This window comes from Delftia sp. NA_296.1, assembly GCF_052692095.1.
Map to the genome: position 1 here is coordinate 40,487 of NZ_JBQZGF010000018.1, position 13,621 is coordinate 54,107.

14 protein-coding genes are annotated in these 13,621 nt (G+C 67.3%); 9 read left to right on the forward strand and 5 right to left on the reverse strand.

Annotation, left to right across the window (positions count from 1 at the left end):
- Positions 1-6: 6 nt before the first annotated feature.
- Together ACUTR7_RS28580 and ACUTR7_RS28585 are read right to left on the reverse strand one after the other, a co-directional pair.
- Positions 7-1,389, reverse strand: coding sequence for a sodium:solute symporter family protein (locus ACUTR7_RS28580; protein ID WP_013803838.1), 1,383 nt, complete (start codon positions 1,387-1,389; stop codon positions 7-9).
- A 13-nt stretch (positions 1,390-1,402) separates the two neighbouring features.
- A complete protein-coding gene (locus tag ACUTR7_RS28585) occupies positions 1,403-1,609 on the reverse strand; it encodes a DUF3311 domain-containing protein (RefSeq protein WP_034390877.1) in 207 nt (68 codons plus the stop codon).
- Between the two features lie 142 nt (positions 1,610-1,751).
- Here ACUTR7_RS28585 and ACUTR7_RS28590 point away from each other — a divergent pair, with 142 nt between their 5' ends.
- Positions 1,752-2,663 carry a LysR family transcriptional regulator gene (locus ACUTR7_RS28590; protein WP_034390875.1) on the forward strand — a complete coding sequence of 304 codons (912 nt, stop codon included), beginning with the start codon at positions 1,752-1,754 and terminating at the stop codon, positions 2,661-2,663.
- Between the two features lie 17 nt (positions 2,664-2,680).
- On the opposite strand, the gene ACUTR7_RS28595 is transcribed toward ACUTR7_RS28590, so the two are convergent.
- Positions 2,681-3,583, reverse strand: a complete 903-nt coding sequence (locus ACUTR7_RS28595) for a LysR family transcriptional regulator (protein WP_063327993.1) — start codon at positions 3,581-3,583, stop codon at positions 2,681-2,683.
- Positions 3,584-3,739: 156 nt separating this feature from the next.
- Here ACUTR7_RS28595 and pdxA point away from each other — a divergent pair, with 156 nt between their 5' ends.
- The 7 genes from pdxA to ACUTR7_RS28630 all read left to right on the forward strand — a co-directional run bounded on the left by pdxA (position 3,740) and on the right by ACUTR7_RS28630 (position 11,982).
- Positions 3,740-5,452 carry a 4-hydroxythreonine-4-phosphate dehydrogenase PdxA gene (gene pdxA / locus ACUTR7_RS28600; protein ID WP_445610359.1) on the forward strand — a complete coding sequence of 571 codons (1,713 nt, stop codon included), beginning with the start codon at positions 3,740-3,742 and terminating at the stop codon, positions 5,450-5,452.
- A gap of 1,110 nt (positions 5,453-6,562) precedes the next feature.
- Complete coding sequence (locus ACUTR7_RS28605; protein ID WP_445610360.1) at positions 6,563-8,743, forward strand: SdrD B-like domain-containing protein; 2,181 nt, start codon at positions 6,563-6,565, stop codon at positions 8,741-8,743.
- An 81-nt stretch (positions 8,744-8,824) separates the two neighbouring features.
- Complete coding sequence (locus ACUTR7_RS28610) at positions 8,825-9,436, forward strand: hypothetical protein (protein ID WP_180317870.1); 612 nt, start codon at positions 8,825-8,827, stop codon at positions 9,434-9,436.
- Positions 9,436-10,056: a hypothetical protein gene (locus tag ACUTR7_RS28615; protein ID WP_013803844.1), complete on the forward strand. Its 621-nt coding sequence runs from the start codon at positions 9,436-9,438 to the stop codon at positions 10,054-10,056. The genes ACUTR7_RS28610 and ACUTR7_RS28615 overlap by 1 nt, the downstream gene beginning before the upstream one ends.
- Positions 10,053-10,538, forward strand: coding sequence for a hypothetical protein (locus tag ACUTR7_RS28620; protein ID WP_445610361.1), 486 nt, complete (start codon positions 10,053-10,055; stop codon positions 10,536-10,538). Before ACUTR7_RS28615 ends, ACUTR7_RS28620 begins: the two co-directional genes overlap by 4 nt.
- On the forward strand, positions 10,535-11,341 hold the full coding sequence (locus tag ACUTR7_RS28625; RefSeq protein WP_180317872.1) for a hypothetical protein: 807 nt from the start codon (positions 10,535-10,537) through the stop codon (positions 11,339-11,341). Before ACUTR7_RS28620 ends, ACUTR7_RS28625 begins: the two co-directional genes overlap by 4 nt.
- Positions 11,341-11,982 carry a hypothetical protein gene (locus ACUTR7_RS28630; protein WP_043824811.1) on the forward strand — a complete coding sequence of 214 codons (642 nt, stop codon included), beginning with the start codon at positions 11,341-11,343 and terminating at the stop codon, positions 11,980-11,982. The genes ACUTR7_RS28625 and ACUTR7_RS28630 overlap by 1 nt, the downstream gene beginning before the upstream one ends.
- Positions 11,983-12,024: 42 nt before the next feature.
- On the opposite strand, the gene ACUTR7_RS28635 is transcribed toward ACUTR7_RS28630, so the two are convergent.
- Together ACUTR7_RS28635 and ACUTR7_RS28640 are read right to left on the reverse strand one after the other, a co-directional pair.
- Entirely contained in the window at positions 12,025-12,375 is a 351-nt protein-coding gene (locus ACUTR7_RS28635) for a DUF1304 domain-containing protein (RefSeq protein ID WP_445610362.1), read from the reverse strand.
- A 100-nt stretch (positions 12,376-12,475) separates the two neighbouring features.
- Entirely contained in the window at positions 12,476-12,853 is a 378-nt protein-coding gene (locus tag ACUTR7_RS28640; RefSeq protein WP_088166290.1) for a bacteriocin, read from the reverse strand.
- Between the two features lie 402 nt (positions 12,854-13,255).
- Between ACUTR7_RS28640 and ACUTR7_RS28645 the strand changes: the two genes are divergently transcribed.
- On the forward strand, positions 13,256-13,612 hold the full coding sequence (locus ACUTR7_RS28645) for a PRC-barrel domain-containing protein (protein ID WP_013803850.1): 357 nt from the start codon (positions 13,256-13,258) through the stop codon (positions 13,610-13,612).
- Positions 13,613-13,621: the final 9 nt, after the last annotated feature.

Below are 13,621 nucleotides of genomic sequence, written 5' to 3' on the forward strand. Positions count from 1 at the left end.
TTTCCCTCAGGCGGTCTTGACGTGCGCCGCACGCGGCAGGCAGTGGACGATGGCCGTGACCAGCAGATTCAGCGCCAGGCTGATGAAGCCCAGGTTGATGCCGCCGAAGTCCGGTTGCTGCAGGTACAGCACGATGGCCAGCGCCTGCCCGCAGACGATGCCCAGGGCAATGGCCAGGGGCCGGATGCGCCAGCCAAACAGGATGGCCATCATTCCCGGGAAGAACTGCGTCACGCCGTAGTAGGTGGTGTTGATCAGGGTCAGCATCAGGTTGGGGGTGAGCAGCGTCATCACGATGGACAGCAGCAGGTAGATGACGATCACCACCTTGGCGCCCTGCTTTTGCTTGGCCTCGGGCAGGCCTGGCAGCAGGTTGCGCGCCACGATGGGGCCGATGGCCAGGCAGATGCCCGCCAGCACCAGCAGGCCCGACAGCGCGGCGCCTGCGGCGACCAGGCCCAGCAGCCAGTCGGGCAGCAGGCGCACGGCAGCGGCGAAGAAAGCCTCGTTGGGCGATGCCAGTTCCAGGTTCTGGCTGATGGCGTAGTACGAGGCCAGCACCAGGAACGGGTACATCAGCATGTACAGCGGCATGGCGATCTGCGTGCGGCGGATGGTGTGCGAACTCTTGGCCGTGAAGAAGTTCTGCACGGCAAACGGCATCATGTAGAAGCCAAGCGCCTGGAACAGCATGGTGCTCATGGAAAAGCGCAGCTGCGTATCGGTCATGTGGTTGCTGACCTTGGCACTGGCGGCGGCGAACACATCGCCCACCCCGGCATGCCAGCCCACGGCCACGCCCGTGGCGATGATGGCCACCACCATGAGGATGTCCTTGAGGATGGCGATATAGGCCGAGGCACGCACGCCCGAGATGGCGATGTAGGTGAAGGCCAGGCCCGCCGAGATCAGCAGCAGGTGCAGCGGCTGGAAGTTCCAGCCCAGCCCCTTGAGCGCCGCCACCAGCCCCGTGAACTGCAGCTGGCCCCAGGGCAGCAGGAACAGGATGGCCGAGCCGGCCACGATCAGCTCCAGCGCGCGGCTGCCGAAGTGGCCCTTGAACAGGTCCGGCAGGGTGATGGCGTTGTGGCGCAGGCCGGCCTTCCAGATCATGGGGCCGAGGAAGTAGCCCAGCGGATAGGCCAGCAGGATGTAACCCAGGAACCAGACACCATAGGTCGGCCCCTTGGCGTAGATGCCGCCCGGAAAGCCGACCATGGTGCCGATGCTGTAGATCTCGCCGGCGGCGAGGAAGAACACCAGGTAGGCGCCGAACTGGCGCGAGGCGACGAAGAAGTCATGCACGCTTTGCGCACCCTTGCCGGTGCGGGAACGGATGGCCAGGTACAGGGACAGTGCGATGAAGCCCAGAAAGACTGCGGTGGTCATGGCGGTGCTCCGTTCAGGCCGACTGCACGTCGTCGGCTTCGTGGCGGTCGAACATCAGCCAGCACACGAGCATGCACAGCGACGTCAGCACGAACCACATGAAGATCCACAGGTAGATGAAGGGCACGCCGAACACGAAGCGATCGACGGACGCGACCCAGGGAAGCAGGCCGATCACCGCGATGTACGGGATGCCTATGCCGATGAACAGCTTGAGCATGATTTGTCTCCTTTTGCTCCGATGAAAGAGTTGGCGGTTGTGGCCGCTCTATAGGACGTTTCAATGTCCATGGATGCGATCTTAGGAAGTGCCTACCTATAATTCAAATGAGAAATCTGCTAACAAACCATGAGGAACACGCATGGATACCCAGAAGCTGCGGCACTTGCTGGCCATCGTCGAGCACGGCACTTTTTCGGACGCGGCGCGCGCCGTGCACCTGACCCAGCCGGCGCTGAGCCGCAGCATCCGCGCGCTGGAAGACGAGCTCCGGGCGCAGCTGTTCGACCGGGGCGCGCGGCGCGCCCGGCTGACGGTCTTCGGCGAACTGGTGGCCGAGCGCGCACGCCGCATGCGGCTGGAGGAAACCCAGCTGCGACGCGACCTGGAGCTGCTGCGCGGCGGCCAGGAGGGCGCACTGGCCATAGGCGTGGCGCCGGCCCCGGCCGCACTGCTGCTCAAGCCCTTTCTGATCCACATGGCGCAGGCGCATCCGCGCATCAAGGTGCGCACCGAGATGGGCGCCACCAGCGCCCTGCTGGAGCTGCTGCGCAATGAGTCGATAGACGCCATCGTCGGCGACGCCTATGTGCTGCGCGCCGCCGAGGACGTGGACATGGAGCTGCTGGGCGAGTTGCCCGCCGGCCTGGTCTGCCGCGCGGGCCACCCCGTGCTGCAAAACCCCGGCATGGACGAGATCCGCCGCTACCCCCTGGCCACCACCACGCTGAGCACGGCCATGGCGCGGCAGCTGGCCGAGCTGTGGGGCGAGGGAGCCGAGCCCGACAAGCTGTTCACCCTGCACTGCAACAACCTGGAACTGCTGCGCAGCGTGACCCTGGCCACGGACACCTTGCTGTTCGGCGTGCTGTCCATCACGCGCCAGGAGCGCGCCAGCGGCACCATGGCCGAAGTGCCCCTGCCCGCCGATCCCCGGCGCTGCGGCCGCTACGGCATGGCGCGCATGGGCGCGCGCAGCCTGTCACCGGCGCTGGAAACCGTCTATGCATTCACCCGCACGCACTGGCGGGAGCTGTCCGAGCACGACCAGTGAAGCCGGGCAGGCGCAAGTCATGCATCGGCCCGCGCCAGCGGCAATGTCTGCGTGCGCAGCCACTCCAGCACCAGGGCGAAGCGGGCCTCGTCATGCACCGGCCTGGGTGACATGAGCACGTAGTGCGAGCCGTCGGCCACAAAGCCGCGCGGCGCGCACAGGGTGCCGCTGGCCAGATCGTCGGCCACCAGCGCCAGCGGCCCGATGGCAATGCCCGCCCCGGCAACGGCGGCCTGCAGGCTCAGGTAGAAATGCTCGAAGCGGGCCTCGCGCCCGGGCTGCAGCGGCACGCCGGTCAGCTCGCTCCAATGCCGCCATGCGTCCGGGCGCGATGCCGTGTGCAGCAGCACGCCGCCCAGCGGCCCGGAGCGTGCCAGCGTCTTCGCAAGTGCAGGCCTGCAGACGGGGCCCACGTGCTCCTGCAAAAAGGGCTCGGCAACCACATCGGCGCCCATGTCGAAATCCGCGCGGCGTATGGCCAGATCGATGCCTTCACGCGCAAAGGGCACCGAGCCGCCGGCCGACACCAGGCGCAGCTCGCGCTGCGTGCCGATCGCTTCCTGCAAACCGCCCAGGCGGGGAATCAACCAGCGCATCAGAAAGGTGGGCTCGCAGGACAGCACCAGCGGCCGGTCCGGCCCGGCGGCCTGCCGCGCACGGCCCAGCGCGCCGCGCAGGCGCTCCAGCGCCAGGGCCACCTCCTCGGCCAGCACACGCGCCGTGGGGGTGGCAATGATGCTGCGGTTGCTGCGCTGGAACAGCGCGAAGCCCAGCGCCTCTTCCATGTCGCGCACGGCGCGGCTCACGGCGCCATCGGTCAGGTGCAGCTCGCGCGCGGCCTTGGAAACGCTGCCGTGGCGCACCGTGGCCTCGAAGGCACGCAGGGCGGACAGCGGCGGCATATGGGTGGGTGGGGCCATGGGACTGGAGGGCGGCATCGGACACATCGGACACATCGAAGAAAGGGCGTGGGGAGAGATTTCAATTGACTTTTGATCAACTGAATACTGAATCCATATCGATTTTCTGCAGTGCGATTTTCATGCAAAGTACCTCCATCGATTGAGCTTTCAGCAATGACCATGAACGAAGCCCCCGCCATCGCCCCCGCACCCCTGGCCATCACCATGGGCGATCCCGTGGGCATAGGCCCCGAGATCATCGTCAAACTGGCCATGGACCCTGCCCGGCCCCATGCGCCTTTTTTCGTCATCGGCGACACGGGGCGGCTGCAGCGGGCAGCCGACATGCTGGGCGTGCACCCGCGCATCCAAGCCATCGATGCGCCGGCCCAGGTTCCCGCCACCGTGCCAACCGCCACCCTCTTCGTGCTCCAGACCGGGGACCGGCTGCCCGAGGACCTGGCCTGGGGACGCATCGATGCGCGCGCCGGGGCCGCCTGCCATGCCTACATACAGCGCGGCATTGACCTGGCCCTGGCCGGCGAAGTCGCAGGCCTGGTGACCGCCCCCATCCACAAGGAGGCGCTGCGCGCCGCGGGCTGCCCCCACCCCGGCCATACCGAGATGCTGGCCGAGCGCTCGGGCACGCGCGACTTCGCCATGATGCTCGCCAATGACGAGCTGCGGGTGCTGCTGGTCTCCATCCACGTGCCGCTGCAGCAGGCCATTGCCGCAGTCACGCCGGACAACGAACTGCGTGCCATCCGCCTTGCGCACCGGGCCTGCCGGGCGTTCGGCATCGCCCGGCCCCGTGTGGCCGTGGCGGGCCTCAATCCGCATGCCGGCGAGAACGGGCTGTTCGGGGACGAGGACCGCTCGGTGATCATCCCCGCCATTGCGGCCGCACGTGCCGAGGGCATAGACGCCAACGGCCCCTGGCCGGGCGACACGGTCTTCATGCGGGCACGCCGGGGCGAGTTCGACGTGGTGGTCGCCCAATACCATGACCAGGGGCTGATTCCCGTGAAGTACCTGGGCGTCGAGCAGGGCGTGAACATTACCGTGGGCCTGCCCTTCGTGCGCACCTCGGTGGACCACGGCACGGCCTTCGACATCGCCGGCACGGGCCGTGCTGACCATGCCAGCCTGGCCTGCGCGCTGCGCCAGGCGGCGGCCATGGTGCAGGCGGGCCGCTCCGGCGCCAGCGGGCAGGCGCAGCGCCCGGACTTCATCTTCATGCTCACGCAGCAGGACAAGACCATTGCCGATGCGCGCGAGCGGCTGCGCGAAGTGCTGGCCCAGGGCGTGCGCCATGTGGGCTTCAAGGACATAGGCCTGCCCCTGCCCCAGCTGCGCGAGCTGGCCCGGGACATCCGCGCGGGCGGTGCCAGGGTCTATCTGGAAGTCGTCAGCCTGGACGAGGCCAGCGAGGTGGCTTCGGCCCGCGCGGCGGTCGAGCTCGGTGTGGACGTTCTCATGGGCGGCACGCGCCCCGAGGCAGTGCTGCCCGTGCTGCGCGGCAGCGGCATTGCCTACTATCCGTTTCCCGGCAGGATCAGCGGGCATCCGAGCGTGCTTTCAGGGCCGGCCGAGGACATCGTGGCCAGCGCGCGCCGCATCGCGGGGCTGGAGGGCGTTCATGGCCTGGACCTGCTGGCCTACCGTTTCCGGGGCGACGTGCCGGCCCTGATCAAGGCGGTCTGCGATGCGGTGGACAAGCCCGTGGTCGTGGCCGGCTCCATTGATCGCAGCGAACGCATCGCGGCCGTGCTTGCCAGCGGTGCCGCGGGTTTCACGGTAGGCACCGCCGCCTTCGAGGAGACTTTTCCAGCCGCGCGGCCCGGGCTGGCGGCGCAGTTGCAGGCCATACAGGCGCTGGTGGACTGAGAGCGGGCCGGCCATCGCGCGCACCTCCCGCAACTCTCGCGCCTGCCACGCCTCCCGCACATTCCGCGCGCCGGTGTCACGGGCCAGCAACTGGCGCCGCTCGGCTTCGGCCAGGCGGTGGGTCTTCAGCCGCTGGACCACATGGAACTGGCGCTTCTTGGCCATGAGGGACGCGCCGCCTGCAAAGCCTTCCATGCGGCTTGCCGCCTTGCCATGCTGCGGGGCATTCCAGGGGTACAGGCCTGCCACCAGGGTCACAACGACAGCCAACGCCATGACCACGAGCGCCCTCCAGGGTGCCCGGGGCCTGCGTTGGCCTTGCCTGTGATGCGCCTGAGAGTTCATGAAGACAGGGCAAATGATTGCGGCAGCTTGCATTGGTGCAGGTGCTTTAGCCTGCATCAATGAACCTGGCCTGATACCAGTCCAAAAACCAATCAGAACCTGGCGCACTTCAGTTGCGCCATTCCTTGATTCTCCAGCAGCCGGAATCTGATGAGAACCCTCGTTTTCCAACAGATGCATTGCCTGAATACGGAGATAACGCCCAGCAGCCTATATTGCCGCATGAAAACAAATGATTCATTGCTATCAATAGAAAACCTGAAATCCATCCATGGCCAAAAAAGCAAAGCCTGCCAACTGCCCTCTGGGCACTGCCAGCCAGGCACCGCAGCGCTACAGATGAACATCGAATGGCATCACTCTTTCCCCTACCATCCGGCAGCATGTCGTCCTACTGGATAAACCATGCCATTTAGGGAACGATGATATTCACCCTGAATACCTCTCATTCGGCACACCATTGACAACGGCCGGTCTTTGAAGTGCAGCGCCGGTATTTGCAGGGACCAATCGATGGCTGCACGCATTCAGCCATTTTCCGCAGTTTTGTGATCAGTTGTTTTGGCCAGATGGCTTGGCATCCGATGAATAAAGCAGGGATCTTGGTTGATGATTCGAACGCTGCCGCGGACCGTTGCCGGCCCCGCTGGAGTCTGGTCGCGCCTGCCGCTCGCGTGCCTTGGATGGAGCCTGGCAGCCGCTCCCGTCTTCCTGTGCGGCGCACAGGCGCAAACACCTTCTTCGGCGGCCGTTGCCGGTACCTCCATGGCTGAGGCACGCATCGAATCCCTGGACCGCGACCAGGCCGAGCAGGCCCGGCTCAAGGCACTCTCCGAAGGGGCCGCCCCCGCCTACCAGGACCGTTTCATGGATCCGGACGAGATCGCACAGTCCGCTGCCGCCGAGCCCGAAGCCGAGCAGCCCGAGGGCTTTCGCGCCTGGGTGGTGGAAAGCCGCCTGGGCCTGGGCGAATCCCGCACCACCGGCCATGGCCGCCAGCGCGCCACAGAAATCGGCCAGCGCCTCGAATACCGCCGCGAGACACTGAACTACGGCGAGTTCACCCTGCAGGCCGAAGGCCGGCACCTGAGCGGCGACAACTTTGGCAATGGCCTGGGTATGGGTGGCTTGAGCATTGGCGGCCTGGGCTATGCCCGGCAAGCCACGAGCGAGCGCTTCACGCTGCGCAACCTTGGCTTTCCGCTGACCACGCAGACCTTCGCCGACACGGCCGTGGGCGACCTCTACAGCGAGCTGACCGATGGCCTGGCGCGCAACTACCGGCTGTCGCTGGGCTCGACCACGGTGCGCGGCGCCTCGGCGCGCATCTTCCGCCCGGATCTGGACCTGCGCGCGGGCTACGGCCAGCGCGGCCTTCTCACGGGAGGGCCCTACCCCGGGTTCGAGAAAAACCAGGGCACGCTGGGCTGGCTGGGCGCCACCGTGCGGCTGGATGGCCCCTGGTTTGCCGCCTTCCAGCTGGACCAGGCCGACGATATTCCCGCCTACTACAGTCCCAGGCACTACCCCGGCGATGACACGCAATACGACCCCGGCTCCGCCCTGGGCCTGGGCAGCAAGCGCGTGACCAGCTGGGCCGCCTCGCTGGGCTACGGGCGCGGCGTGCTGCGCGATGGCGACTTCAGGCTCCGCACCACGCTGCTGGGCAGCCGTACCAGCGCGCCCCTGTCCTCTCCAGCGGCAGGCACCGCCGGCACGGAGGGCCGCAGCGCCCATGGCCTGTTCATCGAGGCCAGCGCGCGCGCTGGCGCCTACCGCCATGAATTCGGCCTGCATGCAGCCCAGCCCCAGCTGCACTTTGGCGACTACGCGCTGTCCAGCGCGGCGCGCGGCGCCTATTGGCGCGTGGACCGCCATGTCACCCGCCTGAGCTGGGGCATGGGGCTGGACTACGAACGCACGCCGCAAACCACGGCGCAGGATGCAGGCTTTCAACTGTCGGGCTACCGCCGCCTGGGAGCGAATGGCAATGCCCAATACCAGTTCGACCGGCACACGGCCGTGGGCGGCAGCTTCAGCGCCTACCAGACGCGCAACGATGCGGGCACCGCAGGCGGCGGCCAATCGCGCAGCCTTTATGGCAGCGCGTTCTACCAGACCCGCTTTTTCGACTGGCCGCGCAGCCGCTTCATGCTGACCGTGCGGCGCAACGAGCTCATCGTGCTGGGCGACTCCTCCGCCACGGGCCAGGAGGTGCAGTGGGAGCAGGACTGGGCCGGTGCACGCCAGGCAACGCTGCGGTCCGAGCTCACCACCACGCTGGGCTATGCGCGCGACCGCAGCGGCGGCATGTCGCGCAACTATCCAACGGCCGGGCTGCAATGGCGCTACTGGCTGGAAAGCGGGCTGCAGCTGGCCGGCAACCTGCGCTACACCTCGCAAAGCGGCAGCCTCTACACCAGCCGGGGCCTGTCGGGCTCGCTGTCGGCCGAGAAGGAACTGGGCCGGGGCTGGCGCATGGGCGTCATGGCGCACTTCAACCAGGCCCGGTCCTCGCTGCTGCCGACGCCCTCTTCCCTGCCCAACCTCTACCGCAGCGACGATAAGACCGCCTATGTCTACCTGCGCTGGGAAGGCAGCGCGGGCACGGCCTATGCGGCCGCAGGCGCACCCGGTGAAGGCGTGGGCGGCGGCAGCCTGTCCGGCCGCGTGTTCTACGACGCCAACCGCGACGGCGAACAGCAGGCGGGCGAGGTGGGCGTGGCCGGCGTCGAGGTGGTGCTTGACGGCCGCTACCGCACGGTGACCGACCGCGATGGCCAGTTCGAATTCCCGGTGGTGCCCACCGGCCACCACCGGCTGTCGCTCACCCAGGAAAGCGTACCGCTGCCCTGGGGCGCCTCCGGCGACAACACCAGCAGCGTGCACGTGCCCCTGCGCGGCCAGGCCTCGGCGTCGATTGCCGTGGTCAAGGTGGGCGAGTGAGTGAATGAGTGAATGAGTGAATGAATGACTGATCAAGGCGCACAGGCTTCCCAGGCAACCCGTTCCATCCAAGGAGATTCCATGAAACGAACACCCATCGCCCAACGCCTGCTGGCCGCATCGCTCGGCGGCCTCGGCCTGGCCCTGACCGCGTTGCCTGCCATGGCCGAGAGCCAGTACGGATCGGGCACCGGAACCATCACGGCCCAGGCCAAGGTCAACCTCAGCGTGACCGTGCCCAAGCTCATCTTGCTGCGCGTGGGCTCGACCAATACCACGGTGGACACGGTGACCTGGACCTCGACGCTGAGCATCCCAGGCGTACCCACCACGCCGCTGGCCTCGGTCAACAACACCAACGTGGACTGGAACGGCGCCGCGCCCACCGTGGCCACCGCCTCGGCTGCCGCCACGCTCACGGTCTATGCCTGGACCAATGCCGGCGCCGGCACCATCAACTGCGCGGTCGGCGCCTGGAATGCCACGGGCGGCCCCGCCAACGCGGACTTCACCGTCACGACCACCGGCACCCTGCCCCACCCCGGGCCCAATCTGGGTGCCTGCGCATCCACCTCGTTCCCCTCCAACGTGGTTGCTACGGGAACCTGGGCATATGCGCTGGGAGGTACGCCGGCCAGCTGGGCTGCCAATACCTATACCAACGTCATCACGTATACGGCCCAGGGCATCTGATGGACAAGGCATTGCCTCGCCTGCTGGCCGCAGCGGCCCTCTGCGTTGTGCAGCCGCCCGCGCAGGCCGTGTTCACCATCGTGACCGACACAGACCTGCTCAACTACAGCCTGACACTGCGCGTGGGCACGACCGGGGCAACCGTGGACACCGTGGCCTTCAGCGTGACGGGAGCCAACGCCGGCCTCACGCCCGTGGCCGTGACGGGCACGCCCAGCATCAGTGTCTCGGTGTCTCCCACACGTCCCGCGCTGGGCACCGCCGTGGCCCGGCCAGTCACCCTGGTCGTCGATTCATCCACCGCACTTTCCTGCCAGTCGGGTGGCTGCGGCAGCGCGACCATTCCGTTCAGCAAGATCAGTTGGGTGGCATCGAACAACGGCAATGCTGCGTCCGGCGACATACAGAACGGGCGCTTCACCGCCAGCGCCGGCCAATCCATCGCCAGCTACAACGCGAACGCATCCGTCTGTTCTGGCGCGCTGTGCCCGGTCGCTGGCTGGACCGTCCAGTCACGGCAACTGACCGGCACCGTGCTGCAGTTCACCTACGACAACGACGTGGTCTACCCGGGCGGCAACTACAAGGGCACCGTGCGCTTCACGGCATCGATGGTATGAGGCGGTTGGCGTGGCCGCTCCTGTGCATGGCGCTGGCCTGGGCCACGGCCCTCGCGGCGCATGCCGAAGTGGCGCGGCTGGACGACTCGGCTTCGCCCCGGTCCCAGGTCCGCAGCGACTTCGCCCGGGCCAGGGTCGTCGGCGAGCGGCTGCTGGAGCTGCCCATGGGACGCATCGAATACCGGCTGGCCATGGCGCCCCATGTCGGCCGCACGGCGCGCATCTTCTATGTGATTCCCGCCCTGGTCACGGGCCTGCGCTCGCCTGCGGGCATGCAGGTGCAGTGGCGCGGCAACGGCGTCTTTGCGGGCGGCACGGGCCGGCCCGGCGACCGGGTCCAGGTCTGGAACGGCATGGTCCGCACGCCCTGGATGGCCGAGGTTTTTGACCTCACGCTGCACATCGACCCTGCCGAGCTGCGCCTGACCCGGGGCTCGGCACTGAGCTTCGAGTCCTACTTCGAGATCGAGACCCTGCCATGAAAGCTCCTCCCATCGCCGTTTCACTGGCCCTGCTGATCGCCTGCAGCGGCGCCGCCGCCGCACCGTTCGAGCTGGCCGTGGCGCCCTCGCGTTTCGAGCTGTCGGCCAAGCCGGGTGCGCGCACGGGCCAATCGCTGGACATCCACAACCTGGCCTCGGCACCCACCGAGGTGGCAATGCGCACCATCGACTGGACCTATTCCGACACGGGCGACATCACCTACCACGACGAACTGCTGCCCGGCAGCTGCCGGCCCTGGGTGCTGCTGGAGCGGCGCAGCGTCACGATTGCAGGCCGCAGCAAGAAGGCCTTCCGCTTCCAGGTGGAGCCGCCTGCCGATGCGCCGCGCGGCGAATGCCGCTTCATGATCGCCATCGAAGGCGTGGAGCCCGCGCAGCAGACCGTCATACGCAGCGGCGGCGCCAGCCTGAGCCTGCCTGTCACGGGCCGCATCGCGGTGGCCGTCTACGTGACGCTGGGAGGTGCTGCGCCCCAGCTGGACATTCGCCAGCTTTCCATGGCCGAAGACGGCAAGACGCGCCGCGCCCTGGTCACCGTCAGCAACACCGGCGATGCCCATGGCCGGCTGGAAGGCAGCCTGGACGCCGTGGACAACAAGGGCCGCCGCTTCGAACTGGTGCCGGAAGGCACGCCCATACTGCCCGGCCAGACACGCACACTGGCCCTCATGCCCAAGGGCGAAGACGGCCAGCCCGCCCCGCCGCCCGCGTATCCGGTCAAGGCCAAGGGCAGCCTGGACTGGGAAAAAGGCAGCTTCAAGATCGATGTGGAACTGAAGTGATGGCAACCAGGCCGATCGCGTGGCTGGCCCTGTCCATGGCGTTGGGCGGCCTGGGCCACACCGTGCATGCGGCGTCCAGCACCACAGGCCCCAGCCTGCTGGTGCCGCTGAGCACCTCAGTGAACCTGGACTTCACCATCGCCATCGACAAGTTCATCTTCTTTCGCATAGGCGACGGCACCTGGCCCACGCCCGGCGGCACGACCAGCAGCGTGGCCTTTGTGCTCGCCCCGTCCATCCCTGGCGTGCCCACCACGCCCGTGGCGGGCAGCAACACCTCGGTGAACTGGAGCGGCGCGGCCCCCAGCTTCAGCATCACGCCCAGCGGCAATGTGCTGCCGGTGGAGGTGCGCAGCAACGCAGGCCAGGTCACGCTGCGCGCCACCGCCACCACGGCGCTGGCCAGCGGGGCCAATACCATCCCGCTGTCGGAGATCACCATCGCCACCAGCGACAGCAACCTGCCCGCACCGCTGATACCCAATACGGGAACGGGCGCAGCGGTCAACGTGGTGGCCACCGCCTTTGCGGGGCTGGTCACCCAGCGCACGGCGAACTGGACCCTGTCCTATGCCAACCTGGCCTCCCGCAGGGCAGGCACCTACACCGGGCAGGTCACCTTCACGGCCAGCTCGCCCTGAGCGCTTTGGGAGCTTTGGGCGATTTGGGCGCTTCGGGCGCGCTCAAAGGCCCAGGTACAGCGCAATCAGCGACACAGCAGCCGGCACGGCCTGCACCCAGAGGATCTTGCGGCTGGCCGTGGCGGCGCCATACACGCCGGCCACCAGCACGCAGATCAGGAAGAAGTACTTGAAACTCAGGCCATCGGCCCCCTGCGCCAGCCCCCAGATCAGCCCGGCGGCGAGAAAGCCGTTGTACAGGCCCTGGTTGGCGGCCAGTGTCCTGGTCTGCAGGGCAAATTCGGGCGTCAGGCCAAACGCGCGGCGTCCGGCCGGCTTGTCCCAGAGAAACATCTCCAACACGAGGATGTAGACATGGATTGCGGCGACGATGCCGATGAGTACGTTGGCCATCTGGGGTGGGAAGAAAGTGGACAGGCCTCTGTATACGGGATGCACCCACACCCGTCCATTGCCGCTGCGCTACACAGGGCCTGCCACCACCCCTTCCCTGTCACCCGGAAGACTTGTTGCCGGGGTGCGACGGTTTTTCCGCGCCCTGCGCAGGTGCCACGGCGCCAGCGGCCGCGCCGCCCAGCGCACCGGCCACACTGCCTACCGTGCCGCCGACCACCACGCCCACCGGGCCGGCAATCGCAGCACCCGCCGCAGCGCCTGCAGCGGCTCCGGCCAGCACGCCGCCGCCTATGAATACCGAGCGCGACTCGCGCTCTGCATCCTCGGGCGACAGTTCGAACTGCGCGGACGCATCGGGGTCCTGCGAAGGAACACCGTGGCCGGGGCGTGCCTGCTCGGCAAGGTCTTCATCCTCGGGGGCATCCGTGGACACCGGCTGGATGGGCTGGATGGATGGCTTGTTGCTTGCATTCATGGGGCTCTCCTTCGGGGCATGCCACACGCATGCGGGACTGCCTGCGCTTCATTGCCCTGTCGTTTTTGTTGTACGCCTCGCCCTGCCGCGCCGCAGCCGGCCCAGGCTACTGCCCCGCGTCAGCCAAGGCCCGCAGCCCCGCCGACCTTGACTACAGGGGCTCGTAGGAACTGGCCTCCGCCGCCCAAGGCACCTCCTACGCCCGTCGCGGCGGCCCGACTACCCGGTGCCCGCAGATGCCGTCCTAAGCTAGAACCCAGAAGCACACAGGCTTCGACTTCGCCAGGCGATGCACAGGTTTTCTTGACAGGCCGGCTACCGCGCCCATTCAAAGCCGCATCGCTCAGCCGCCAGACGCACCGCGCTGGCGGGTCAGCACAAACCCACTCACTGGAGAACGTCATGGTCACACCCAACACCGCATCGAGCGTCATTTCTTCCGAAACCGTCAGCGGCACCAATGTCTACAACCCGGCAGGCGACAAGCTGGGGACCATAGACACGCTGATGATCGACAAGCTGTCCGGCAAGGTGCGCTATGCCGTCATGGAGTTCGGCGGCTTCCTGGGCATCGGAACGGATCGCTATCCGCTGCCCTGGGAATCCCTCAAGTACGAGCCCAACATGAATGGCTACGTGGTGTCGCTGACGCGCGAGCAACTGGACAACGCTCCACGCTACGAGCGCGATACGGCTCCGGCATACACCGATGAATATGGCCGCCGCGTGAACGATTACTACGGCGTGCCCTACCTGTAAATCCCGACC